This window comes from Blautia massiliensis (ex Liu et al. 2021), from assembly GCF_052064225.1.
Classification (GTDB): domain Bacteria; phylum Bacillota; class Clostridia; order Lachnospirales; family Lachnospiraceae; genus Blautia_A; species Blautia_A fusiformis.
In genome coordinates this window covers 70,754-97,701 of sequence record NZ_JBQHWA010000011.1, presented here as the reverse complement: position 1 = coordinate 97,701, position 26,948 = coordinate 70,754, and the positions used below count along the sequence as shown (strand labels likewise).

22 protein-coding genes and 1 other annotated feature are annotated in these 26,948 nt (G+C 45.4%); all 22 genes read left to right on the top strand.

Annotated features, from left to right (window positions below):
* Positions 1-20 precede the first annotated feature (20 nt).
* Positions 21-2,639 carry a cation-translocating P-type ATPase gene (locus ACTNDQ_RS06370; RefSeq protein WP_278795408.1) on the top strand — a complete coding sequence of 873 codons (2,619 nt, stop codon included), beginning with the start codon at positions 21-23 and terminating at the stop codon, positions 2,637-2,639.
* Between the two features lie 2 nt (positions 2,640-2,641).
* Positions 2,642-3,856, top strand: coding sequence for an AI-2E family transporter (locus ACTNDQ_RS06365; protein WP_441064198.1), 1,215 nt, complete (start codon positions 2,642-2,644; stop codon positions 3,854-3,856).
* A 57-nt stretch (positions 3,857-3,913) separates the two neighbouring features.
* Positions 3,914-4,327: an EamA family transporter gene (locus ACTNDQ_RS06360; RefSeq protein WP_278795410.1), complete on the top strand. Its 414-nt coding sequence runs from the start codon at positions 3,914-3,916 to the stop codon at positions 4,325-4,327.
* Between the two features lie 37 nt (positions 4,328-4,364).
* Positions 4,365-6,338 (top strand): bifunctional metallophosphatase/5'-nucleotidase, encoded by a 1,974-nt coding sequence (locus ACTNDQ_RS06355; RefSeq protein ID WP_320810532.1) that lies wholly within the window; start codon positions 4,365-4,367, stop codon positions 6,336-6,338.
* 170 nt (positions 6,339-6,508) lie between these two features.
* Positions 6,509-6,931 (top strand): MarR family winged helix-turn-helix transcriptional regulator, encoded by a 423-nt coding sequence (locus ACTNDQ_RS06350; protein WP_015525496.1) that lies wholly within the window; start codon positions 6,509-6,511, stop codon positions 6,929-6,931.
* 4 nt (positions 6,932-6,935) lie between these two features.
* The gene (locus ACTNDQ_RS06345; protein WP_173741111.1) at positions 6,936-7,379 is read left to right on the top strand and encodes a hypothetical protein; all 444 of its coding nucleotides are present in this window, start codon (positions 6,936-6,938) and stop codon (positions 7,377-7,379) included.
* Entirely contained in the window at positions 7,376-8,053 is a 678-nt protein-coding gene (locus ACTNDQ_RS06340) for a hypothetical protein (protein ID WP_178817922.1), read from the top strand. The genes ACTNDQ_RS06345 and ACTNDQ_RS06340 overlap by 4 nt, the downstream gene beginning before the upstream one ends.
* Before the next feature lie 168 nt (positions 8,054-8,221).
* Positions 8,222-8,956, top strand: coding sequence for a class I SAM-dependent methyltransferase (locus tag ACTNDQ_RS06335; RefSeq protein ID WP_441064195.1), 735 nt, complete (start codon positions 8,222-8,224; stop codon positions 8,954-8,956).
* Positions 8,937-10,028 (top strand): hypothetical protein, encoded by a 1,092-nt coding sequence (locus tag ACTNDQ_RS06330; RefSeq protein WP_227574098.1) that lies wholly within the window; start codon positions 8,937-8,939, stop codon positions 10,026-10,028. Before ACTNDQ_RS06335 ends, ACTNDQ_RS06330 begins: the two co-directional genes overlap by 20 nt.
* 4 nt (positions 10,029-10,032) lie before the next feature.
* Complete coding sequence (locus ACTNDQ_RS06325) at positions 10,033-10,965, top strand: DMT family transporter (protein WP_021652647.1); 933 nt, start codon at positions 10,033-10,035, stop codon at positions 10,963-10,965.
* 233 nt (positions 10,966-11,198) lie between these two features.
* Positions 11,199-11,735 (top strand): nitroreductase family protein, encoded by a 537-nt coding sequence (locus ACTNDQ_RS06320; protein WP_015525501.1) that lies wholly within the window; start codon positions 11,199-11,201, stop codon positions 11,733-11,735.
* A gap of 212 nt (positions 11,736-11,947) precedes the next feature.
* A complete protein-coding gene (locus ACTNDQ_RS06315; protein WP_279200612.1) occupies positions 11,948-12,976 on the top strand; it encodes an alpha/beta hydrolase in 1,029 nt (342 codons plus the stop codon).
* A gap of 201 nt (positions 12,977-13,177) precedes the next feature.
* Complete coding sequence (locus ACTNDQ_RS06310; RefSeq protein WP_441064191.1) at positions 13,178-14,575, top strand: alanine/glycine:cation symporter family protein; 1,398 nt, start codon at positions 13,178-13,180, stop codon at positions 14,573-14,575.
* An 85-nt stretch (positions 14,576-14,660) separates the two neighbouring features.
* Positions 14,661-14,907 (top strand) — a binding site (T-box leader).
* A gap of 85 nt (positions 14,908-14,992) precedes the next feature.
* Positions 14,993-15,496: a TRAP transporter small permease gene (locus ACTNDQ_RS06305; protein WP_015525504.1), complete on the top strand. Its 504-nt coding sequence runs from the start codon at positions 14,993-14,995 to the stop codon at positions 15,494-15,496.
* Positions 15,497-17,848 carry a TRAP transporter large permease subunit gene (locus ACTNDQ_RS06300; protein WP_441064189.1) on the top strand — a complete coding sequence of 784 codons (2,352 nt, stop codon included), beginning with the start codon at positions 15,497-15,499 and terminating at the stop codon, positions 17,846-17,848.
* Positions 17,849-18,073: 225 nt separating this feature from the next.
* Positions 18,074-19,006: a GTP-binding protein gene (locus tag ACTNDQ_RS06295; RefSeq protein WP_278795419.1), complete on the top strand. Its 933-nt coding sequence runs from the start codon at positions 18,074-18,076 to the stop codon at positions 19,004-19,006.
* A complete protein-coding gene (locus ACTNDQ_RS06290) occupies positions 18,990-20,102 on the top strand; it encodes a DUF3878 family protein (RefSeq protein ID WP_441064186.1) in 1,113 nt (370 codons plus the stop codon). The genes ACTNDQ_RS06295 and ACTNDQ_RS06290 overlap by 17 nt, the downstream gene beginning before the upstream one ends.
* Positions 20,103-20,238: 136 nt before the next feature.
* The gene (locus ACTNDQ_RS06285) at positions 20,239-20,472 is read left to right on the top strand and encodes a polya polymerase (protein WP_118169595.1); all 234 of its coding nucleotides are present in this window, start codon (positions 20,239-20,241) and stop codon (positions 20,470-20,472) included.
* A gap of 212 nt (positions 20,473-20,684) precedes the next feature.
* Complete coding sequence (locus ACTNDQ_RS06280) at positions 20,685-21,881, top strand: CobW family GTP-binding protein (protein WP_441064184.1); 1,197 nt, start codon at positions 20,685-20,687, stop codon at positions 21,879-21,881.
* Positions 21,882-22,003: 122 nt separating this feature from the next.
* The gene (locus ACTNDQ_RS06275) at positions 22,004-22,954 is read left to right on the top strand and encodes a TIGR03943 family putative permease subunit (RefSeq protein WP_021651300.1); all 951 of its coding nucleotides are present in this window, start codon (positions 22,004-22,006) and stop codon (positions 22,952-22,954) included.
* Positions 22,955-23,033: 79 nt separating this feature from the next.
* Positions 23,034-23,612 (top strand): aminoacyl-tRNA hydrolase, encoded by a 579-nt coding sequence (gene pth / locus ACTNDQ_RS06270; protein WP_015525511.1) that lies wholly within the window; start codon positions 23,034-23,036, stop codon positions 23,610-23,612.
* 7 nt (positions 23,613-23,619) lie between these two features.
* Positions 23,620-26,946, top strand: a complete 3,327-nt coding sequence (gene mfd / locus ACTNDQ_RS06265; RefSeq protein WP_278795423.1) for a transcription-repair coupling factor — start codon at positions 23,620-23,622, stop codon at positions 26,944-26,946.
* Positions 26,947-26,948 lie beyond the last annotated feature (2 nt).

Below are 26,948 nucleotides of genomic sequence, written 5' to 3'. Positions count from 1 at the left end.
CAAAAAAGGAGGCAAAGGTAATGAAAGAAATTTATCAGCAGACAGCAGAAGAAGTTCTCGAGCGTGTGGAAAGCAGGGAATCAGGGCTTACCGATGAACAGGTCAGACGGTCCAGAGAGAAGTGCGGATGGAATGAGCTTGCAGAAGGAAAGAAAAAAAGTATTTTGCAGATCTTCTTTGAACAGTATAAGGATTTTCTGGTGCTGATCCTGATCGCATCGGCAGTGATATCCGGTATGCTTGGAGATGTGGAAAGTGCAGCAGTTATCGTGATCGTTATTACGATCAATGCGATTTTGGGAACTGTGCAGACAGTAAAGGCTGAGCAGTCCCTGCAGAGCTTAAAGAAGCTTTCCGGACCGGAGGCAAAGGTATTACGTGATGGTGTGGCGGTACAGCTCCCGGCAAGAGAACTGGTTGTAGGAGATGTGATCCTTCTTGAAGCAGGTGATATGATCCCGGCCGATGGAAGATTGATTGAAAATGCAAGCCTTAAGGTCGATGAAAGTGCCCTTACCGGAGAAAGTCTTGCGGTTGAAAAGAGTATGGACATTATTTTGGAGGAAGCACCGCTTGGTGATCGGACAAATATGCTGTTTTCCGGAAGCTTTGTCACATATGGGCGTGGCAGAGCGGTTGTAACGAATGTAGGAATGCAGACAGAGGTTGGAAAGATTGCGGGACTTCTGAAATCGACTTCGGAAAAACAGACGCCACTTCAGGCGAATCTGGATGATTTTGGAAAGAAGCTTTCCATTCTGATCCTGATATTTTGCGGAATTCTGTTTGCAATCAGTGTATTCCGCGGTGAGAAGATCAGCAGTGCATTTATGTTTGCAGTAGCACTTGCAGTCGCAGCGATTCCGGAAGCTTTAAGCTCCATCGTGACGATCGTCCTTTCTTTCGGAACACAGAAGATGGCAAAGGAGCACGCGATCATTCGTAAGCTTCAGGCTGTGGAAGGTCTTGGAAGCGTATCTGTTATCTGTTCGGATAAGACCGGAACACTCACACAGAATAAAATGACAGTAGAAGATTATTATATTGATGGAAAAAGAATCACAGCAGATGCAATTGATGTAGCAGATCCGGCGCAGAGATGTCTTTTGGACTACAGCATTTTATGTAATGATTCAACAAATGAAAATGGAGTGGAGATCGGAGATCCGACGGAAACGGCATTGATCAATCTGGGCAGCCGGTACGGAATCGAGGCTGCTGGTGTAAGAAAACTTTATCCAAGGGAAGGAGAGCTTCCCTTTGACAGTGACCGTAAGATGATGTCAACACTTCACAGAATTGATGATGAGAACCGGATGATCGTAAAAGGTGCGGTTGACCGGCTTCTGGAGCTGACAGACAGGATCTGGACAAAGGACGGAGTTCGGGAAATCACAGAAGCAGATAAAGAAAAGATCCGGCGCCAGAATCAGGAATTTTCAATGGAAGGGTTACGGGTACTGGCATTTACCTATCGTGAAATTCCGGAGAAGCATGTATTGACGACAGAAGATGAGAACCATCTGGTATTTCTTGGCCTGATCGCTATGATGGATCCGCCGAGGGAAGAATCAAAGGCTGCAGTTGCAGAATGTATAAAAGCGGGGATTCGGCCGGTCATGATCACGGGAGATCATAAGATCACAGCAGCGGCAATCGCAAAAAGGATCGGGATCCTACATGATCTGTCGGAGGCCTGTGAGGGTGCTGATATTGAAAATATGAGTGATGAGCAGCTGAAGGAATTTGTCCCGAATATTTCTGTGTATGCAAGAGTGTCACCGGAGCACAAGATCCGTATTGTCCGTGCATGGCAGGAGAAGGGGATGATCGTGGCAATGACCGGAGACGGTGTGAATGATGCTCCGGCATTGAAGCAGGCAGATATTGGTGTTGCAATGGGAGTGACCGGAACCGAGGTCGCAAAGGATGCCGCAGCAATGGTGCTTACAGATGATAATTTTGCAACAATTGTAAAAGCAGTGGAAAACGGACGAAATTTATATCAGAATATCAAGTATGCGATCCAGTTTCTTCTGTCAGGAAACTTTGGTGCGATCCTGGCAGTTCTTTGTGCATCCCTTGCAGGACTTCCTGTTCCTTTTGCACCGGTACATCTGCTGTTTATCAATCTTTTGACAGACAGCCTTCCGGCGATCGCATTAGGCGTGGAGCCGCACAGCAGTGAGGTGATGAATGAGAAACCAAGATCAGCAGACGAGTCAATACTGACAAAGGATTTTCTTGGTAAAATCGGTCTGGAAGGACTGGTGATCGGTATGATGACGATGATCGGATTTTTGACAGGATATCATCAGAATGGTGCACTGCTTGGCAGTACTTATGCCTTCGGAACACTTTGTCTGGCACGTTTGTTCCATGGATTCAACTGCAAATCGGATCATCCGGTTATCTTTACAAAACGTTTCTTTAATAATAAATGGCTTCAGGGAGCATTTGTACTAGGGGCAGTACTCATTACCGTTGTACTGACGGTTCCGGGATTTCATCTCCTGTTTAAAGTAGAGACGTTGGATCTGATGCAGCTTGGCTGTGTATATCTGTATGCGTTTGCAAGTCTTCCGATCATTCAGCTGCTTAAATGGATACGCATGAAATTAGGAAAAAGAGGAGAATGATAGTGGATATAAGTAAAATATCTGTAAAAAAAATTCGGGAGCTTATTGTGTTTACAGTATTTCTTGTGGTCGCCCTGTGGAAGTTTGATGTGGTGCTCGATGTGCTGAAAGCAATATGGGGGATCGCATTTCCTTTTGTACTTGGCGGAGCGATCGCATTTGTGACCAACGTGCCAATGAGCTTTTTGGAAAAGAAAATTTTTGGAAGGGTAAAAAAAGAAAATAAGATAGGTGCAAAACTGGCAAGACCGATAAGTCTGTTCCTTACGATCGTATTTGCGGTTGGCGTGATCGTACTGGTGATGTTTGGTGTGATCCCGCAGCTTACGCGGACAATGGGAACTTTGATGATGAGTATCGCTGATTTTATTCCGCAGATGCAAAGCTGGATCCGGGAATTCTCTCATAATAATCAGGAAATCATGAAGCTGGTAGAACAGGTACAGTTTAATCCGGATCAGGCGATTAAGTGGGGGATAAGCCTTCTTGGAAACGGTGCAGGAAATATGATGAATACCACAATGTCAGCAGTGGGTTCCATAGTCAGTGGATTGGCAGCCTTTTTTATTGCTTTTTCATTTGCCTGCTATGTTCTTTTTCAGAAGGAGAAGCTGCATGTGCAGATCCGAAAAGTATTTTTTGCCTTTCTCCCAAAGCAAAAGGCAGATGCTTTTCTTAAAGTCTGTTCTCTGACTTATCGGACATTTGCAAATTTTCTTGCAGGTCAGTGTCTGGAAGCTGTGATCCTCGGCTGTATGTTTGTTGTGATACTGAGTATTTTGAGGATGCCATATGCACTTTTGATCGGAGTTTTGATTGCGTTTACCGCATTGATTCCGATTTTCGGGGCCTTCATCGGGTGTGCGGTGGGAAGCTTTTTGATCTTTATGGTAAATCCGAAACAGGCAATTTTATTTATTATAGTATTTCTGGTGCTGCAGCAGATAGAGGGAAATCTGATCTATCCTCATGTTGTGGGTGAATCCGTAGGACTTCCGTCGATCTGGGTTCTTGCAGCAGTTACGATCGGCGGAAACCTTATGGGAATTGTAGGTATGCTTGTTTTCATTCCGCTGCTTTCCGTGTTCTATACTCTCTTTCGGGAATTCGTATATCTGCGCCTGAAAAAAAAGCATATCAAACAGGTGACAAAGACAGAAATAGAGGAATATACGGCGGAGAAAATTGTAAATAGTGACATATCAGAGGGGAAATGATATGATGGACTTGTATTGGGATAGTTAAGAAAATCTTATATTTAAGGGGGAGTTACTATGTGGTTTGTGTTTGCCTTGCTGTCTGCTGTATTTGCGGCGCTGACCTCCATACTGACCAAGATAGGTATTGCCGGTGTTAATTCGAATCTTGCAACAGCGATTCGAACGATAGTGGTGCTGGTTATGGCTTGGGGAATGGTTTTCCTCACAAATACCCAGGGCGGGATCGCAGCGATCAGCAAAAAAAGCTGGCTGTTTCTGATCCTTTCAGGTCTGGCAACGGGTGCTTCGTGGTTATGCTATTATCGTGCCCTGCAGATAGGCGATGCATCCAAGGTTGTGCCGATAGACAAGCTGAGTGTTGTGATCACACTGGTACTGGCATTTGTTTTTTTGCATGAGAAATTCACAGCAAGATCGATGATGGGATGTATTTTGATCGGTGTGGGAACATTATTGATGGTTTTGTAAAAATGCATAAGAAAACTATATACAAAAGGAGAGTGTTATGAAAACACGAAAGAAAATTTCAGCAAGGCTGCTGGCGATCATGCTTATTGCTGCATTGCTGCTTCCTCTTGCATGGAATGTTCCGGTGGAAGCAGCCGAGGCAAAACAGATCGATGTTTTGTTCAGCCATGATACACATTCGCATTTGAACAGCTTTTCAACCATCGTAGATGGAGAGCAAAAAGAAGTTGGCGGATTTGCAAGGATCAAAACCCTGATCGATGAAAAGAAGCAGGAAGATCCGGACACCCTGGTGCTGGATGGCGGCGATTTTTCCATGGGAACCCTGATTCAGACCGTATACGATACGGAGGCGGCAGAGCTTCGGATGCTGGGATATCTGGGGTATGATGTGACGACTCTGGGGAATCATGAATATGATTATCGTTCAAAGGGACTGGCAAATATGCTGGAGGCTGCGAAGGCTTCCGGTGAGACAGTGCCGGCACTGGTAGTGTGCAACGTGGACTGGGACAGCATGGAGCAGGATGGATTAAGCGATGGTCAGAAGCAGATCCGGTCGGCATTTGAAGCCTACGGTGTGAAGGATTATGTAGTAGTTCAAAAAGGAGATGTAAAGGCTGCGGTAGTCGGTGTGTTCGGTAAGGATGCCCTGGAATGTGCACCGACCTGTGAATTAAAGTTCAAGGATCCGGTTGAGGCCGTAAAACAGACGGTAGAAGAGATCCGAAAAAATGAAAAAGTGGATATGATCGCTTGTGTGTCCCATGGAGGAACCTGGGAGGATGAGAACAAATCGGAGGATGAGATCCTTGCAAAAGAGGTGCCGGATATCGACTTGATCATCAGCGGACATACGCACTCAGAGCTGAAAGAGGCAATTCAGCATGGGAACACATATATCGTATCCTGCGGCGAATACGGAAGAAATCTGGGATCACTTTCCATGACACAGAAGCAGGACGGACGGTGGGAGCTGACATCCTATGAGCTGATCCCTGTTTCTGAGGATGTAAAACCGGACCAGGCGACACAGGAACAGATCGATGCCCTGATGGATACGGTAGATAAGAATTATCTTGCCGATTTCGGCTATACAAGGAAAGAGGTTCTTGCTGAAAATGATGTTGAATTCAACAGTCTGGAAGAAATGGGCACGAAGCATGAAGAGTTGAATCTTGGTGATATCATGTCCGATGCATACATATATGCAGTGGAAAATTCCGAGTATTATGATGGTGATCCGGTTGATGTAGCCGTTGTTCCAAGCGGAACCGTGCGGGATACATACACAAAGGGCGATATCACAGTAGAGGATGTTTTTAATTCCTTTTCACTGGGGATCGGAAAGGACGGTGTTGCCGGATATCCGCTGATCAGTGCATACCTGACCGGAAAAGAGCTGAAGCTGGCAGCGGAGGTGGACGCTTCTGTATCGGATTTTATGACAACGGCAAGGTTATATTGCAGTGGATTGAATTTTGCATACAATCCACATCGGATGATCCTGAATAAGGTGACAGATTGTTATCTCACCAGGGCAGACGGAGAGCGGATCGAGATCCAGGATGATAAGCTGTATCATGTCGTGACAGATCTGTATACCGGTCAGATGCTTGGTTCAGTGATGAAAATGTCCTATGGACTGCTGTCTCTTGAACCGAAGGACAGGGATGGGAATCCTATTGAAAATCTGGAAGATCAGGCGATCATGGAGGATGACAGGGAATTAAAGGCCTGGGATGCGATCGCAAGATATATGCAGTCCTTTGAGGATACAGACGGCGACGGAATTGCCAATGTGCCGGAATATTATGAGACGACACATGGACGTAAGGTTGTGGAGGACAGCAGAAATATCATTGATCTGGTGAAGCAGCCGAATAAGTTTTCGGCAATGATCGCAGGTATTTGTCTGATCTTTATCGTGATCATTGTGCTTGTGGTATTTCTGATCCGAAGGATGATCCGCAGGATCAAAGTCAGAAAAGGAAAGAGAAATTCAAAATAAATATACGGCTGAGAAGAAAGCTGTCGCTTTAGCGGTTGATAGATCGCAAAGCGGCAGCTTTTATTTGTGGCAGATATATAAATGGTGAAAGAAGATATTTTATAGTTGACAAATAGAGAACAATGCTATACGATCGTTCTAAATAGAACGAAAAGATATGGAGGAAGGCTATGTTTTTCTGGGATCAGCATAAAACGATAACAAGCTGTTATGAAAAAGTCACAGGGAGTGTATGTGAGAAATATCAGCTGACGCATATGGAATATGATATCCTTATGTTTTTACACAACAATCCACAGCATAATACTGCGGCTGAGATCGTTAAGGTCCGTAAGTCGACGAAATCCCACGTGTCCTCTTCTCTGAAAAATCTGGAGAGCAGAGGTCTGATCGAAAGGATCCAGAGTGCGGATAATAAGAAGCATATCGAGATCGTTTTATTAAATAAGGCAGATCGGATCATTGAAGATGGAATAAAAGCACAGAAGGAATTTGCAAAAATCGCTTTGGACGGCCTGACAGTGGAAGAGAAGCGTATTTGTAAAGAGGTGTTTCATAAGATCTGCGAAAATGCGGATAAATATATGAGGTGAGATGATGAAAAAGAGATTTCATGTAAAGAAAAGGACTCTTTTGCTGATCGCGGGTATTGTATGGCTGATTGCCGGATTTAATGTTGCCAGACTTGGGATATTATCATACCGGGTGATCGATCGGAAGTGGTATCTGTATCTGTTTTCGGTCGTTGTATTTTTTATGTTTGGCATGATGTTTTATAAGATGAGCAAAAAGCATACAAAAAGGATCCTGGGATATGAGAGCCACCGTCCGTTCTGGCATTTTTTTGATCTGAAAGCATATCTGATCATGACATGTATGATGAGCGGAGGAATTGGTTTCAGGGCAGCGGGAATATTCCCTGATATCTTCGTTGCTTTTTTCTATTCCGGTCTTGGCTGTGCACTGGCCCTGGCGGGGGTGGTATTTACCAGAAATTATTTTTGTTATAAACAATTGATCGTAAAGGAGCAGGAAGCATGAGAGAAAATAGTAAGAAAAACATGCCGGACATAATGGAGGCAATATTTGACGCAGGATATTTGATATTCGATCTGATCGCAGGAATTCTTTTCTTTGTATTTTCGAAGGGTAATCCTTTGTTTATCCTTTACGGAGTACTGACATTGACACTTTGTGGCGGAGATGCTTTCCATCTGGTGCCAAGGATCATCAGAGCTGTCCATGGAAGCAGCGAGAGGATCAGGAAACAGCTGGGAATCGGATTACAGGTATCTTCGATCACGATGACTGTATTTTATATTATTTTACTGTATGTATGGAAGCTTACCTTCCCGGAGCTGAATGCACCGGCAGCAGTGGAAGCAATGATCTGGATCTCTGCGATCATCAGGATCGTGGTATGCTTCCTTCCTCAGAATAACTGGTGTACAGATGATGGAAATATGAAATTATCCATCCTGAGAAATGCAGTTTTTGCAGTTACCGGTATCGGTGTGATCATTCTGTATGCGATCTCCGGAAATGCGAATGGGTATCACATGACAAGAATGGTTGCTGCGATCATCATTTCCTTTGGATGCTATCTTCCGGTAACCTTATTCAGCAAAACAAAGCCCAAGGTCGGATTACTGATGATCCCAAAGACCTGTGCATATATGTGGATCATTGCAATGGGACTTCAGCTTCTGTTTTAGGACAGCAAGCATTAAGTAACCGCCTGACTATGGATCAGACATTGGATGTCCGCAGCGTATTTTGGTACGTCTGCGGACACCTTTTTTTGAGATGAATTGCAATTTCTTTTGTAAAATTGTAGAATGAAAGAGCTTATGAAAAAGAGTCATGAAAGAGAGAATCAGGAAATGAATGATAAAATCGCAGTCTGTCTTGGAAAGGGCGGACAGAGAGATATGGCGGAAGCCTTTTGCAGGAGGACCGGAGCGCAGCTTCAGGATAAGCCGGGAGATTTTCTGACGGTGCGGTTTGATTCCAGGGGCGTTTCGCTGTCCGGTTTCGGGATGACCTATCAGGGGGATTTTGTGGAGACGATGCTTCACAGAGTTACCAGAGGCAGACTTCAGCATGAGATGCTGGTGAAGGCGGTGAAGTCAGATAAGGAGGGAAGGAAGGCCATCGATGCTACGGCAGGAATGGGTGAGGATGCCTTTCTTCTGGCAGCCCAGGGCTATGAGGTGACGCTGTACGAGCAGAATCCGGTGATCGCAGCCCTTCTTAAAGATGCCATTCGCCGTGCCAAGAAAAATATGGATCTGAAAGATATTGCCGGTCGTATGAAGGTGATCGAGGGAAACAGTGTAGAAGGTATGTCAAAGCTTCTTGATCCTGTAGATGTGATCTATCTGGATCCCATGTTTCCGGCAAGACAGAAATCCAGCCTGATCAACAAGAAACTTCAATTGATCCAGAAGCTGGAACCACCGTGTTCCGGGGAAAAGGATCTTTTTGATGCAGCTATCAGAGCAAATCCGGATAAGATCATCGTCAAGCGCCCGCTGAAAAGTGAATGTCTTGCCGGCCGGGAGCCGTCTTATACATTGAAGGGGAAGGCAATACGATATGACTGCTATGTATTATAAAGTCAGACACTATCAATACAAAAATCGAATCGGAAATCTTAAGTCTGAAGCTGTAGGCGTGGTAAGCGGGGAAAAACATTTCCCCATATTTCCTGGAAATATGATTTTCAAGCCACTGACGAAATCCAAACCATTTTCCACGCCACTATATGCTTATGCAGAGGTGTTCTGGTCAACGATCATTAATGAATATTTTATGCCTGCGCCCAGGTATGAACTGGCCATCTGTGAAGGGTATGAGGCAGTAAATGAAAAATATCTTGACTACGGAACGGCAGTACCCATGGCCTATAAAGAAGGAGAATCCCTTTTGAATCTTCTGGAGTTTTTCAGGAAATATCCGGATGAAAAGGTAGATATAGATAATTATGTAAACTATTGCCAGATGTTTTATGATTATAGAGATATTTTTGAAGCTGATTTTTTGCAGGAGCATCAGGAAATGGCGGAACAGCTTGCCATGCAGGTACTGATCTCTGTCCTGAAGGGAGACCAGAATTATCATTATGAAAATGTAGCATTTCTCTGTGATAAAGATGGCGGGATCATAAGTCTTGCACCTATGATCGATCATGAATTTTCTACGTATTTTATGTTTCCGGACGATATTTCCCGTCATGTATACTGGCTGATGGAATTAAGCAAATCCATCCGCGGATGGGAAGTCCGGCCTGGGGAATATGATAATTTCAAAGATCCGGAAGAACGGAAACTAATGGAAAAAAGTGCCACCTGTATTCATAAAAATCTCCTCTATATAAAAGAACATTATCCGCAGACAACGGAAGAATTTCTGGATAAAGCAGAAAAACTGAAAACAGCATTGACGGAAGCTTCAGAGGATTTTCTGATCCGGGGAAATACGGAATATCCGGACTGTGCGGATTCCAGTGCCTGGCTGATCGGAAAAGCCCGATACAAGGATAAAGATGAAGAGAAAGCCAGCGCTTATGAGGCGGAATTATACGGAAAGGGGAAAAAGCTTGATTTCCGGGACGTAAGTATCAGTGCAATAAATGAAATAAAAGCTGTGATCAGTCAGATGGAAGAAGTTTTGAGAAAGAGAGAATAAACAAATGGAACAAACAAAAACAATATTAAAAAAAACCTGGGTGGTGGCAGCGCTTGCCTGCGTCTGCTGTCTTCTCTGGGGGAGTGCGATCCCGCTGATCAAGACAGGATACCGTCTGATGCAGATGGATTCTGCAGATACAGCAAGTCAGATCGTTTTTGCAGGTGTGCGTTTTGCACTGGCAGGAATCCTTGTACTGATCTTTGCATCTTTGCGTGAGCGCAAGGTTCTGCTTCCGGATCGAACTGTTCTGAAATATGCGGTGCCGGTATGTATGGCTCAGACGGTATGTCAGTATTTCTTCTTTTATATAGGTGTGGCACATACCTCCGGTGTAAAAGGCGCTATTATCACAGGTCTTGGGAATTTTATTGCGATCCTGCTGTCCTGCCTTGTTTTTCACAAGGAAAAAATGACCGGGCGAAAGATGCTCGGCTGTATCCTCGGTTTTGCCGGCGTGGTCGTGATCAATCTCATGGGAAATTCTCTGGATGCAGGTTTTAGGCTTACAGGAGAAGGATTTATTCTGATCGCGCAGTTTTCTTACGGAATGTCCACGGTGCTGATCAATATTTTTTCCAGAAAGGTATCTCCGGTGGTACTCAGCGGAACGCAGTTTACCATGGGCGGGATCATTCTGTTCCTGATCGGAAAAGGGATGGGAGGACATTTCGGAGTGGTAAATGCCGCCGGTATCGGGATCATCTTTTATCTGGCAATGGTGTCTGCGGTGGCCTATACACTGTGGTCAGTGCTGCTTGCCTGGAATGATGTATCCAGGGTAGCGATCTTTGGCTTTGTAAATCCTTTGTTCAGTGTGATCCTGTCTGCACTGGTTCTGGGAGAGGTACGTCAGGCATTTAATATGGGAAGCCTCATCGCACTGTTTCTTGTCTGTGTGGGAATTTATGTGGTAAATCAAAAAAAATCTTCATAAGTGGTATTGCAGTTATTGTTCTCAGGCAATATTTTTTGAAGCGTGTTGCTGAGAACGGAGTGAACAGTAACGGTCGCAGAATGAACAGTAACGATGCCGGAGTTCTGAAAATTGATTTCAATACGGCATTGTGTTAAAATAGCTCCATAAAAAGTGTGAACATAAAAATCCATGCCGGAATAACTGCAGGATCCGGAAGCATATCCTGCACCGGACAGATAAGGAGGAAAAATATGGAATTTCAGAAACTGATCGAAGAGAGAAGGACCATCCGTAAATACAGCCCGGAGAGCAGGATCACAAAAGAAGATCTTCTTGCAGTGATCCGGGCCGCTCAGGAAGCACCCAGCTGGAAAAACTCTCAGACCGGAAGATATTACTGTGTAATGTCCGAAGAGATGGTGGAGAAGGTCAGCAGAGAATGTCTGCCGGAAATGAACCAGGCAAAAGCAGAGAATGCCTCCCTGATCGTTACAACCTTTGTACATAACCATGCCGGATTTCAGAAAGACGGAACACCGGATAATGAGCTTGGAAACGGCTGGGGCTGCTATGATCTGGGACTTCAGAACGAGAATCTGATCCTGAAGGCAAAGGAGCTTGGATATGGAACCCTGATCATGGGACTTCGTGCCGGAGACAAGCTACGTGAGATCCTTTCCATTCCGGAAACAGAAACGGTAATGGCAGTGATCGCCATCGGAAAAGCAGCCGAAGAGCCTGCAAGACCGAAACGTAAAGATGTGGAAGATATTGTGAGATTTTATTAAATAATAGAAGAAATGCCCGGTACATATCAAAATGTCCGGGCATTTTTTAATGGAAATTAAAGAGCAAAATGGTCTGAAAAGGATTGCCTGGAGGAGTGGATTCTGTTATCCTGTAAGAAAACAGCTGTGACAACATGGAAGGGTTTTGAAAAGCAGAGTTCGGGAGAAGCAAAAAAGCAATACAGTAAAAGCAAGGGAGGTTTTTAACCAATATGCAGATCATACATGAAAATGAATACGAAGAAACCATGAAAAATATCGTAACGCCATATCTTCTGTCTCACAGAAGGGAACTTTATGTACCGGGTGCGGATTATCCGTTTCGTAACGAAAGCAAACGGATCACAGGCAAGATCCATATGCTGCAGTATCTGTCTGATATTGATATGCCTAAAGGTGTGGTAGTCATCAGCCACGGATTCACAGAATCAGCAGTAAAATATGATGAAGTGGCCTATTATTTTCTTAAGGAAGGCTATCATGTATATATTCCGGAGCATTGCGGCCATGGCCGCAGCTATCGTCTTACCGCAGACCCGTCTCTGGTCCACATCGATACATGGAGAAGATATATCCGCGATTTTCTGAAAGCATGCCGCTACATAAAGAAAGCACATCCGGATCTGTCACTTAACTTGTATGCACATTCCATGGGTGGTGCCATCGGTGGTATTGCTGCGGCCTGGGAGCCGGACTGGTTTCACAAGGTGATCCTTTCTTCTCCGATGATCCGTCCTCTTACAGATAATGTTCCGTGGCCGGCAGCCACCGGCATAGCTCTGGAGAAATGCATTTTCGGAAAAGATGAGGAATATGTAGCTGGCCGAAAGCCTTACGATGACAGCGGTTCTTTTGAGACAAGCTCCGCAACATCAAAACCAAGATACGAGCGATACAAAAATCTCCGTGCAGAACATAAGGAGCTCCAGACCTGGTCTCCATCCTACGGCTGGCTCTGGGCTTCTGCGGAAATGAGCTGGTATCTGCGTCTCTACGGATGGAAAAAATATACGGCACCAATGCTGCTCATCCAGGCTCAGACTGAAGATCTGGTGTCTGTCCGTGCCCTGAAAAATTTTGCCGGAAAGATCAATCGCCAGGGAAAAACAAGCTGTGATTATATCCATATGATCGGAACAAAGCATGAGATCTATGGAAGCAGAGGTAAGATCCTGGAGAAATACTGGGGATATATATTTACATTCCTGGACGATACGGAAAATGATATTGATCACAGATAAGTATTTTTACTACAGGTGTATCACATATTTAACAACAGGATTGGCAGCTTTTATTCACTTCCTTTCTTTATCATAGTAAAATTATAAAGCTTTTCTCTTATACATTCGACAAAAAATGTGATATAATCTAACGAATCGTCTTTTTGTACAGACAAACGTACAATCCAAAAAGACAAAATTAAATAAGGGAAGGATTATAGAATGTTATCTGTTATTGAATCAGTGAATGCTGCCGTAAACAATTTTATCTGGGGCGTTCCTGCGATGATCTGTATTATTGGTGCAGGTCTTTATTTAAGTATCCGCACGAATTTTCTCCAGATTCGGAAATTTCCCTATGCCATCAGGGTCACTATCGGACGTATGCTTCGGAAAAGAGAAGCTTCCGATGGAAGTCTGACACCGTTTCAGGCTGTTTGTACGGCGTTAGCTGCTACCGTGGGAACGGGAAATATTGCAGGTGTGGCAGGTGCTATTGCCATCGGAGGACCGGGAGCCGTATTCTGGATGTGGATTTCCGCACTTCTTGGAATGTGTACAAAGTTTTCAGAAGTAACACTTGCGGTACATTTCCGCGAAACCAATGCCAACGGAGATCTGGTTGGAGGACCAATGTATTACATTAAGAATGGTCTAAAAAAACACTGGCACTGGCTGGCATATCTGTTTTCCGCTTTCGGTGTGCTTACTGTTTTCGGAACCGGAAATGCAACCCAGGTTAATACCATTACAACAGCTATTGATTCTGCACTGATCAATTACAATGTGATCGCTGCAGACAATACTTCTACGGTAAACCTTGTTATGGGGATCATCCTTGCGATCCTTGTGGCAATGATCCTGCTTGGCGGAATCAAAAGGATCGGCCAGGTTACAGAAAAGCTGGTACCGTTTATGGCATTGTTTTATATTATTCTTGCCGTCGGTGTAGTTATCATCAACTGGAAAAATGTTCCGGGTGTTTTCAGCGCTATCATCAGAGGGGCATTTAATCCGGCATCTGTGACAGGCGGCGTAGTAGGAAGCTTTTTCATGAGTATGAAAAAAGGTGTTTCCAGAGGTATTTTTTCCAATGAGGCAGGTCTTGGTACCGGTTCCATCGCACATGCCTGTGCAGACACCAGAAAACCTGTAAAACAGGGATTTTTCGGGATCTTTGAGGTATTCACGGACACGATCGTGATCTGTACGCTGACAGCGCTTGTCATCCTCTGCAGCGGGGTGCCGGTTGGTTATGGCGCAGCAGCAGGAGCGGAGCTTACCATCAGCGGTTTTACCAGTACATACGGAAACTGGGTTTCCATCTTTACAGCAGTTGCCATGTGCTGCTTCGCATTTTCCACTATCATTGGATGGGGACTTTACGGAGCCAGATGTGCGGAGTTCCTTTTTAAGGAAAAAGCTATCAGACCTTTTATGGTACTGTACTCTCTGGTAGCGATCATCGGCGCAACTGTTGACCTTGGACTTCTCTGGAGTATCGCAGAGACCTTCAACGGTCTGATGGCGATCCCTAACCTGATCGCAGTATTCCTGCTTTCCGGTGTGGTTGTAAAGCTTGTGAAGGAGTACTTCGCCGGAGAAGGAAAGAACGCCTGAAGGAGTTTTTGAAAAAAAACTTGACTATCAAAACAAACAGAGTTAGAATTGGTTTAACTCATTAAAGAGTTAACACATAACAGAAGTAAATTCCATGAAGGGAATCAGTAGAGACAGAGGAACCGTCTTCAGAGAGCTGTGACTGGTGTGATGCAGCGTCGGAACTGCCTTGAATATCATCCCTGAGAAGGAAAGCCGAAGGTTTCAGACAAGTAAGTAGGTTTTCACGGGTGCTTCCCGTTACAGAAGTCGCGTATGCCGGTACGTTGCAGAATCGTGCTTGTTTCAATGGAGAAACAGGGTGGTTGCGGAATTTTATATCCGTCCCTGAAAGGGGACGGATTTTTTTTATCCAAAACATTTTAAACCACGGGGTAAGGATCTGAAACCGGAAAAATATACAAAAGGGGAAAGAGTATGAAAGTGTACAAAAAACTCATGAACGCACTTGCAGCAGTAGAAAAAATCGTACTGGTCATTTCCACATTGCTGATCCTTGTGCTGACTGTGGGAAATGTATTTTCCCGTAAGGTCATCCATCGCTCATGGTCTTTTACAGAAGAGCTTGTTGTAGCGGTGTTTGTTCTCATCACACTTCTGGCAGCAGCACTTGCCTGCCGTGAAAAAGGAGGACTGGTAAGTCTGACACTGGTTACGGACCGTCTTCCGAAAAAACTGGAAAAACCATCTGTGATCCTGATCACGGTCCTGAGTATTGTTTTTTCCGCAATTTTATTTAAGTATGGAATGGACAAAGTTCTTACACAGCTGGCAAACGGCAAGAGAACTTTCGTACTGAACTGGCCGGAGTGGATCTTCTGGTCCTTCGTGCCGATCGGAGCAGGCTGTATGATCCTTCATTTTATTGAGTACTGCCTGGACTTCTGCCTGAAAAAAGATGATGAAAAGGAGGACAAATAAATGATCAGTGCAATCTTATTTATCTCCTTCTTTGTTTTCCTGATCCTGGGACTTCCCATTGCGATCTGCTTAGGTCTGTCATCTGTATGTGCCATCCTTTATTCCGGTACATCTCTGACGATCGTAGCTACAAATATGTACTCCGGAATCAGTAAATTCCTGCTTCTTGCTATCCCGTTCTTTGTTCTGTCCGGAAACATTATGGCAAAAGCCGGTATTTCCAAACGACTGATCAACTTCGTAGATACCTGCGTAGGACATAAAAAGGGCGGTATCGCCATTGTATGTGTTATCGTAGCCTGCTTCTTCGGAGCGATCTCCGGTTCCGGTCCTGCAACGGTTGCGGCACTTGGAGCAGTTCTGATCCCGGCTATGGTTGAGCAGGGCGGTTTCTCCGCACCGTTTTCCACGGCATTGATGGCAACCTCCAGTTCCATCGCCATTGTCATACCGCCGAGTATCGCATTCGTTGTATACGCTTCTATCACAGGTGTATCTATTGCAGATATGTTTATGGCTGGTATCGTTCCGGGACTTCTGATGGGTGTTGCTCTTGTGATCATCGTTATGATCGAGGCAAAGAAACATAACATTCAGCCATCCCGTGAAAAAGCTTCCGCAAAAGAGCGCTGGGATACATTTAAAGATGCATTCTGGGGATTCCTGATGCCGGTTATCATCCTCGGAGGAATTTACGGCGGTATCTTTACACCAACTGAGGCTGCAGCCGTATCTGTTGTTTACGGTCTGTTTGTTGGTATGGTGATCTACCGTGAGGTTAAGCTAAAAGATCTGTTTGACATTCTTGTGGATTCTGCAAAGACAACCGGTGGAATCATGCTGATCGTAGCGAGTGCTTCCCTGTTCTCTTTTGTATGTACCAAGTTTGGTATTGCAAATGCGGCATCTGAGCTTCTTGCCGGCATTGCACATAATCAGGTTACCTTCCTTCTGATCGTAAACATCATTTTCCTGATCGCAGGATGCTTCATTGATGCAAACTCTGCGATGTACATTTTTGTACCGATCATGCTTCCGGTATGTAAGGCTCTGGGCTATGATGTGGTAGCATTCGGTGTTATGGCAACAGTTAACCTTGCAATCGGACAGGTAACACCTCCGGTAGGTGTAAATCTTTTCGTTGCCATCAGTATCAAGATCAAAAAAGGTCTGGAGGTTACTCTTCAGCAGATCTCCAGAGCAGTTATGCCGATGATCGCTGCATCCGTTGCAGTTCTTCTGATCATCACTTATATTCCGGCTGTTTCCACAGCTCTTCCGAAGGCTCTTGCAAAAGAGGACTCCTATACAGGAGACCAGTCTTCTGACACAGAAAGCCAGAGTTCCAAGGATTCCGGAGACGGAAGTGATTCCTTTAATACTATCACGGATTACAGTGATCTTGACTGGCCGGAGATGACATGGAACTTCGCATGCTCTACAACTGAAACAAGTACCTGGGCTGACGGAGGACGTAAGTTTGGTGAGCTTATGGAAAAAGCAACCGGCGGAAAAGTCAAGGTTAATATTTACGCAGCGGATCAGCTGACAAACGGAAATCAGTCCGAGGGAATCCAGGCATTGATGAACGGAGACCCGGTACAGATCTCCATGCATTCCAATCTGATCTACTCTGCATTTGACCCGAGATTCAATGTAGTATCCCTGCCGTTTATCTATGATTCTTACGATGACGCAGATGCAAAATTTGACGGTGAGGCCGGAGAAAAGCTGAAAGAGATCCTTGGTGAGTACGGACTTCATTGTATGGGAATCGCAGAGAACGGTTTCCGTGAGCTGACAAACAGCAAGCATGAAGTAAAAACAGTAGACGACATGAAGAACCTGAAGGTTCGTGTGGCCGGTTCCAACCTTCTTATGGAATGCTATAAGAGATGGGGGGCAGATGCCACAAATATGAACTGGTCTGAGACATACACAGCACTTCAGCAGAATACGGTAGAGGGTGAGGAGAACCCGTTGCCTGCGATCGACGCAGCCAGTGTACAGGAGGTACAGCCGTACTGCTCCATGTGGGATGCAATCTATGATTGTCTGTTCTTCTGTATCAACCAGGATATCTATGACAGCCTGACACCGGAACAGCAGCAGGTTGTTGATGAGGCAGGCCAGAAGGCTGTTGAGTATGAGCGTTATATCAACCGTTCCGGCGACGAGGAGATCATGAGCCGCTGGGAGAAGAGCAACGGTGTGACCTTCACAGAGAAAAAGGACATGGATATCGATTCCTTTAAGAAAGCAGTAGACGGTGTAGATGACTGGTTTGTTCAGGAACTGAAAAAACAGGGCTATAATGATGGTCAGGATCTGGTAGATCTGTTTACAAAGTAATCTTCATATATGTTTATAAAAAGATAAAATAGCCGGAAAGAGGCAGTTCTGAGAGGATTTTTCAGGACCGCCTCTTTTCTTTGCGGAAAAAAGATTATATACTGATAGCAGTCCGGCATTTGTCGGGCAGGAGATTATTGAAATATGACCGGAACATAAGTAAAGCATATATTTGCATTTATTTTACTGTATGCTCCGGAGAGTTGATAAGATAAAGGAAGAAATATGATAAAGATCGATCTGATAACCGGATTTCTCGGATCCGGAAAGACAACATTTATAAAAAAATATGCCTCCTATCTTCTGAAAAAAGGCATGAACATCGGGATCCTGGAAAATGATTTCGGGGCAGTGAATGTGGATATGATGCTGCTTCAGGATCTGATGGGAGACAACTGTGAGCTGGAGATGGTTTCCGGGGGCTGTGATGCGGACTGTCACAGACGGCGATTTAAGACAAAGCTGATCGCCATGGGAATGTGCGGTTACGACCGTGTCATCGTAGAACCATCCGGAATCTTTGATGTGGATGAGTTCTTTGACGCCCTCCATGAGGAACCGTTGGATAAATGGTATGAGATCGGAAATGTGATCGCCATTGTGGATGCGAAGCTGGCAGAGGATCTTTCTGCGGAAGCGGATTATCTGCTGGCTTCCGAGGTGGCAGATGCAGGCTATGTATTACTGAGCAGGAGCCAGGAAGCCACGGTGGAAGAGATCAGCAGCACAAAAGAGCATCTCAACCGTGCACTTGGCCAGATCCAGTGCAGGCGCCGTCTGGACAGTGAGATCCTCACCGGAAACTGGGATGAGCTCACAGACACAGACCTGGAAAAGATCCTGAATTGCGGGTATGTATCAGAAGCTTATGTGAAGGAATCCTATGCGGAAGGCGGTGGATTTGATTCTCTGTTTTTTATGAACGTTCATAAAAGCGAGGAGAAACTCTATGAAACTGCAGAAAGGCTCCTGAATGATCCATCCTGCGGAGATGTTTTTCGCGTAAAAGGTTTTCTCAGAAAAGAAGATGGACAGTGGCTGGAGCTGAATGCTACCCGCCATGAGATCTGCATCCGGCCGGCAAAGCTGGGACAGGAGATCATGATCGTTATTGGGGAGAAACTGAATAAAGAGGTAATTGATGGATACTGGAAATAATACTGCAGGAAAAACAGCACCGGAGAGATATGTCTCAGAGAAGGCATTTGAAGAGCTGCCAGATACCTTTCAGAAGCTAGCAGAGCTGCTTGGAGAAGATCAGTTTGAACTGGTGGCAGTGAATGATGAGAAAAATCTGCAGGATCAGAAAGCAGCTTCAGAGAGTGCTTTTTCGGAAGCAATTGCGGAAAAGTCCGATGACAATATGTACAGAGTGGATTCTTATGTAAAAAACGGCGAAATCCGTCTTGTGTATCTTATGAATGATGCGGTAGAAAGTTTTCTTGTTTTTGGAAATGCCCGTATGACAGGTGTATACAAACCGGATTACGAGGGCGAGATCCTGGCAGATTTAAGCCGGCAGGGGAGAGAATATATCCTTGTGGTCCACCAGGATGATTCGGCGGTGACTTTGTTTTTTGAAACTCTGTCTCTGGAAAAATATCTCTACGATTACAGCCGGATCGGTCATTTCTGGGTAGAAGGGTATGAATATTTACGGCAGCTGGAATATCGCCTGGCGATCCTCCGCGACAAATATGATTATATAGGCGGGGACAGCTGCAACGCTCTGGAGGAGAAGCTTTCTGCACTGGTGGAATTTCCGCCATTGAATTACTGCTGTTATCCGGCTGTTCCGGAAAAGTATATTGTTCCCAGGGAAAATCCGTGGATTCCCTCGGAAAAGGCATTTGAGGTAATGGGAGAGATCGCAAGGCAGGCAGGAGACCGTACCTTTGTCAGGTGGCTTGAAATTTACCGGAAACTTCCGTTTAAATGGGTAGCACGGAAACTGGCAGGAATGCTTCACCGTACAAAACACATCCAGGTAACGATGTGCCTTTCTGAAAAGCTGCGGGAAGCTTCATCCGGATATGGGAATCGTTCTTTTGGAAAAGAAGCCGATGAAGAGCTTAGAGTTCTTACGGAAAAAGCCAGGGCAAAGCAGGCAGAGCTGAACGAGCAGGGCATCGGATCCGAAATACTCAGGGAAGAACCGTTTACCATTGCCAGAGATTCTCTGGGATTTAAGGTTTATCTCATGAAATGGAACAAAGGAAGAAAAGACTGTACCGTTGAAATTAAAGAAATATGACGAAATATATATAGATCCTCAGAGAATATCTGTGAAGTGTTTTTGCCCGGCAGGGATTGCTTTTTTAAAAACACTGGGGTATAATCTAACGGAAAGAGTTAAGAACAGCCCTTTAATAAGAAAGGAGATTTTTAAAATGAAAGTAACACATATTACAGATATTGATAAATTTTTTGAGGTAATTGACAGCTGCAAGGGCAGAGTAGAGCTTGTAACAGGAGAGGGAGACAGACTGAACCTGAAATCCAAGCTTTCCCAGTATGTATCTCTTGCAAACATCTTTTCCGGCGGTGAGATCCCGGAGCTTGAGATCGTTGCAGCAGAGAAAGAGGATATCGACAAGCTTATGAGCTTTATGATCAACGGCTGATAGGAAGAACGATTTTCAGGGATGTGAGCTTTTCACATCCCTCTATTAATCTGAATATAAAGCAGAATAGGAATGTCTGTTTTGTAAAATGGATATAATGACAGCAGATACAGAAACAGGTATTTTTTTCTCTGTCATCATGAGCATAACAGGATACAACCAGGGGGTATAATACTTCCTGGTCAAACTACGTTAAAAGGAGTGTATACAAAATGGTTAAAATTGATATTATCTCCGGTTTCCTTGGCGCCGGAAAAACAACTCTGATCAAAAAGCTTCTGAAGGACGGATTTCAGGGTGAGCAAGTAGTTCTGATCGAGAACGAGTTCGGTGAGATCGGTATTGACGGCGGCTTCCTGAAAGAGGCAGGGATCCAGATCCGTGAGATGAACTCCGGATGTATCTGCTGCTCTCTGGTAGGAGATTTCGGAACCTCTCTGAAAGAGGTTGTTACCAAATATGATCCGGACAGGATCCTGATCGAGCCGTCAGGAGTTGGTAAGCTTTCTGATGTTATCAAGGCTGTACAGGGTGTTCAGGACGAGGTTGACATTAAACTGAACAGCTATACAACTGTTGTTGATGCAAAAAAATGCAAAATGTATATGAAGAACTTCGGTGAGTTCTTTGATAATCAGATCCAGTATGCAGGTGCTATCATCATGAGCCGTACCGATATTGCAAGTGAGAAAAAGGTTCAGGAGTCCCTGGAGCTTCTCCGCAGCCTGAATAAGGATGCTGCTATCATTACAACTCCGATCGAGAATCTTGACGGTAAGAAGCTGGTAGAGGTTATGGAGCATCCGGTATCCCTGGAGCAGGAGATGCTTGAGGAGGAGCATGAGCATCATCATCACCACGACGGAGAGTGTGGCTGTGGCCATGATCATGAAGAGCATGAGCATCACCATCACCACGACGGAGAGTGCGGCTGTGGCCATGATCATGAAGAGCATGAGCATCATCACCATGACGGAGAGTGCGGCTGTGGCCATGATCATGAAGAGCATGAGCATCACCATCACCACAACGGAGAGTGCGGCTGCGGCCATGATCATGAAGAGCATGAGCATCACCATCACCACGACGGAGAGTGTGGATGTGGACATGACCACCACCATCATCATGCAGATGAGGTCTTCACAAGCTGGGGCCGTGAGACTATTAAAAAATATACACGTGAGGGACTTGAGAAGATCCTTGAGGCACTTTCCGAGTCTGATAAATACGGTATCATCCTCCGTGCAAAGGGAATGCTTCCGGCAGAAGACGGAACATGGATCTATTTTGATATGGTTCCGGAAGAAACTGAGATCCGTGAGGGTGCACCGGAATATACAGGCCGTCTGTGCGTGATCGGTTCTAAGCTTGACGAGCATGCACTGGAGGAGCTTTTCGGGATCGCATAAAGCATATGATAAAATAAATGTCCGTTTTGACGCAAAGCCAAAGCGGAATACAGATATAGATTGTTACAGAAAGGAAACAGATACTGTACATTAAATCGTACAATATCTGATAGGATGGATTTATGGAAGAGACCAGAGTACCCGTTTATCTGATCACAGGTTTTCTGGAAAGCGGCAAGACCTCTTTCCTGAGCTTTACCCTGCAGCAGGATTACTTTCAGATCGATGGAAAAACACTGCTGATCCTTTGTGAAGAGGGTGAGGAAGAATATGATGAGGAAGCACTGAAACAGTGCAATACCGTTGTGGAGAGCATTGACAGTGAGGAAGAGCTTACACCGGAACGACTTGCGGCAATGGAGATCCTGCATCAGCCGGAGCGGGTGATCATTGAGTATAATGGCATGTGGCTGGTAAGTAAATTCGAAGAAATGGAAAAACCGGAAGGTTGGGGCGTGGAGCAGCATATCACCTGTGTGGATGCAAGCACATTCCAAGTCTATATGGCGAATATGAAGTCCCTTTTTATGGACATGGTCCGCAATGCGGATATGGTTATCTTTAACCGCTGCCAGGAGAACGATCCGCTTCCTTCTTACAGAAGAAGCATCAAGGTGGTGAACCAGCGTGCGGAGATCATCTTTGAGGATGAAGAGGGCGAGCTTGGTGATCTTTTTGAGGATGAGATGCCATTTGATATTGACGCGCCGGTGATCGATATCCTTCCGGAGGATTATGGTATCTGGTTTGTGGATTCCATGGATCATCCGGACCGCTATGTCGGAAAAACCGTTCACTTTAAAGCACGTGCCCTGAAGCCGCGTGGAATGGGAAGCAAATTCTTTGTTCCCGGAAGAACAGCCATGACATGCTGTGCAGATGATACCACATTCCTTGGTTACATCTGCAAGAGCGCTTTTGCTCCGAAGATCGCAGAAGGCCAGTGGGTGGATGTTACTGCGAAGGTTGCGTTTGAGAAGAGAATGGAATATCAGGGAGAGGGAATCGTACTTTACGCAGAGCATGTGGAAGTTTGTGAGCCACTTGCTGATGAGATGGTATATTTCAACTGATACGATTAGAGCATTTGTATGTCTTAAGGCATAAGAAGGCCTGGCGTTGAAACAGGTAAATTACAGCTGAGGAGTTTTTATGTATTTAATTGCAGGTTTGGGAAATCCGGGAAAGCAGTATGAGGCTACACGCCACAACATGGGCTTTGACACCGTTGACTGTCTTGTGGAGAAGCATAATATCCCGCAGGGTGGCGTAAAATTTAATGCCATGTATGGAAAAGGTATCATCGGCGGTGAAAAAGCTATTCTGATGAAACCGCTTTCCTATATGAATTTAAGCGGCGGTCCGATCCAGGAGATGTCCGGCTATTTCAAGATCGATCCGGAGACAGAGCTGATCGTGATCTACGATGATATCGATCTGGAGCCTGGGCAGCTTCGTATCCGCAAAAAGGGCAGTGCAGGCGGACATAACGGGATCAAGGATATCATCCGCCGCCTTGGAACTGAAAAATTTATCCGCATCCGTGTTGGTGTCGGTGCAAAACCGAAAGACTGGGATCTGGCAGATTTTGTGCTGGGTCATTTTTCGGACAGTGACCGCAAGCTTGTGGATGAAGGGATCAATGATGCGGCAGAGGCTGTGGAGATGATCCTGTCCGAGGGCGTAGATGCGGCGATGAATAAATATAACAGGAAAAAGCCTAAGAATTGAGGTTTGTATGGAAGCATTTTTGCATCCTCTGCAGGGTCTTGCAGAGTTTGAGGAAATAAAAAAGCGCTGTGGCGCAAACTGCGGAATTCTTAATGTTTCCGGATGCATGGAGTCCCAGAAGGTCCATCTGATGTATGGACTTTCCGGGCTTTTTCCATATCATCTGATCCTTGCGGATGATGAGCGCAACGCAAAGGAAATCTATGAGGATTACCGATTCTATGACAAAAATGTATATTTTTATCCGGCAAAGGATCTTCTGTTTTTTCAGGCAGATATTCACGGAAATCTTCTGATCCGGCAGCGGATGCGTGTGATCCGGGCACTTCTGGAACAGGAAGAAGTGACCGTTGTTACCAGCATTGACGGATGTATGGATTTCCTGATGCCGCTGGAAAAGATCAGAAGCAGACTTCTTCATTTTAAAAGTGACAGTGTGATCGATCTGGATCAGCTGAAGGAAGAGCTGGTAGAGCTAGGGTATGAACGCACTGGTCAGGTAGAGCTTCCGGGGCAGTTTTCTGTGCGTGGAGGAATCATTGATATCTATCCGCTGACAGAGGATAATCCCTGGCGTATCGAACTGTGGGATGATGAGGTGGATTCTATCCGGAGCTTTGATGCGGAAAGTCAGAGATCTTTGGAAAATGTAGATGAAATTACGATTTATCCGGCCGCAGAAAAGATGGACGGAGAAGATATGGTATCCTTTCTGGATTATTTTCCGGAAGAAAAAACACTGGTGTTTCTGGATGAACTGAACCACCTGGCAGAAAACGGCGAGGGTGTGGAGGAAGAGTACCGTCAGAGTCGTATGCACAGAGAGGAAAAAGGCGAGGCAAATCTTCCGGAGCAGTGGCTATGTGGCTTTCAGGAACTGCAGAAGAAGCTGAACAGATGGAATTGTGTGGCTGTATCCGCACTTTCTCCCAGACGTTCCGGATGGAAGATCAATGAGGAATTTGATCTTACGGTGAAGTCTGTAGATTCTTATAACAGCAGCTTTGAACTTCTGGTAAAGGATCTCCTTCAGTATAAGAGTCAGGGATACCGGATCGCATTGCTCTCCGGTTCCAGGACCAGGGCGGAGCGTCTGGCAAAGGATCTTTCAGAGGAAGGACTGAATGCTTTTTACAGCCAGGACATGGATCGTATCATTAGCCCCGGGGAGATCATGGTGGTCTATGGTCACGCAAGACGTGGCTTCCAGTATCCGCTGATCAAATTTGCAGTGATGACGGAAACCGATATTTTCGGCAAAGAGCAGAAAAAGCGCAAAAAAAAGAAAAAGTACAGCGGAAACAGGATCCAGGATTTTGCAGAGCTTTCCATTGGTGATCTTGTTGTTCATGAAAAGCACGGACTGGGTATTTACCGTGGAATCGAAAAGGTAGAGGTTGACCGTGTTGTGAAGGATTACATCAAGATCGAATACCGGGGCGGCAGTAATCTCTATATCCTGGCAACCCAGCTGGATGCTTTGCAGAAATATTCAGGATCCTCCGAAAATGCAAAAACGCCCAAGCTGAACAAGCTTGGCGGTCAGGAGTGGAATAAGACCAAGAGCCGTGTTAAGGGTGCAGTAAAAAATATCGCAAAAGAGCTGGTTGAGCTTTATGCAGTACGCCAGGAGAAAGAGGGGTATGTCTGCGGACCGGATACCGTATGGCAGAAGGAATTTGAGGAGATGTTTCCCTATGAGGAGACAGAGGATCAGCTGGCAGCCATTGAGGATACCAAGAGAGATATGGAAAGCACCAGGATCATGGATCGTCTTGTGTGTGGTGACGTTGGTTACGGAAAGACGGAGGTTGCTTTAAGAGCTGCGTTTAAGGCAGTACAGGAAAGCCGGCAGGTGGTTTATCTGGTCCCTACTACCATTCTTGCCCAGCAGCATTACAATACCTTTGTACAGCGTATGAAAGAATTTCCGGTGAAGGTGGAGCTTCTCTGCCGTTTCCGGACATCTGCCCAGCAGAAAAAGACCATCGAAGGGATCAAAAAGGGACAGGTAGATATTGTGATCGGCACCCACAGAGTTCTTTCAAAAGATGTGGAATTTAAAAATCTTGGACTTCTGATCATTGATGAGGAGCAGCGCTTCGGTGTTACTCACAAGGAGAAGATCAAGCAGATGAAAAAAGATGTGGATGTACTGACGCTGACGGCAACGCCGATTCCGAGAACTCTTCATATGAGTCTCATCGGTATCCGTGATATGAGCGTTCTGGAAGAGCCGCCGATGGATCGTGTGCCGATCCAGACATACGTTATGGAGTACGATGAGGAGACTGTTCGGGAAGCTATCCGCAGGGAGCTTCGCCGGGGTGGACAGGTGTATTACGTATATAATCGAGTCAATGACATTGCCGAAGTAGCCCTTCGGATATCCAGACTTGTGCCGGAGGCCAGAGTGGATTTTGCACATGGACAGATGAGTCAGAGGGAACTGGAGCAGGTAATGTATGATTTTATCAACGGAGATGTGGATGTACTGGTTTCCACCACTATTATTGAGACAGGACTGGATATTTCCAACGTAAACACTATGATCATCCATGATTCGGACAGATATGGCCTTTCCCAGCTTTATCAGCTCCGTGGGCGTGTAGGACGTTCCAACAGGACTGCTTATGCATTCCTGATGTATACCAAAAACAAGATGCTCCAGGAGACCGCGGAGAAACGGCTTAGCGCCATGCGGGAGTATTCAGACCTTGGAAGCGGTTTTAAGATAGCTATGAAGGATCTGGAACTTCGTGGAGCAGGAAATCTTCTTGGTGCTCAGCAGCACGGGCATATGAACGCAGTTGGTTATGACCTTTACTGCAAGATGCTCAGTGAGGCTGTCAAGGAGGCAAAGGGAATCCGGACTATGGATGATTTTGAGACGACCATTGATCTCAACATCGATGCGTTTATCCCGGATTCCTATATCGGCAACGAGTTCCAGAAGCTGGATATTTATAAGCGTATTGCCGGTATTGAAAGCCAGCAGGAATATGACGATATGCTGGAGGAGCTGATCGACCGTTTTGGCGAGCCGACAAAAGCTGTGTTGAACCTTCTTGCCATTGCAAGGCTGAAGGCTCTTGCCCATCAGGGATATGTGACGGAGATCAAGCAGCTTGGAAAAGATGTCCGGATCACGCTCTATGAAAAGGCCAAGCTGGATCCCGCAGGTATCCCGGCTATTATGGCGCAGTACCGGAGAGGTTTGCAGTTTAAGGCTGATCATGAGCCGAAATTTATCCTGACACCACAGGGAAGACTGATCGAAGAGCTGATGAAGTTTGCGGGGGAGTTGGCAAAACTGGCAGAGCCACTGGAGTAAAG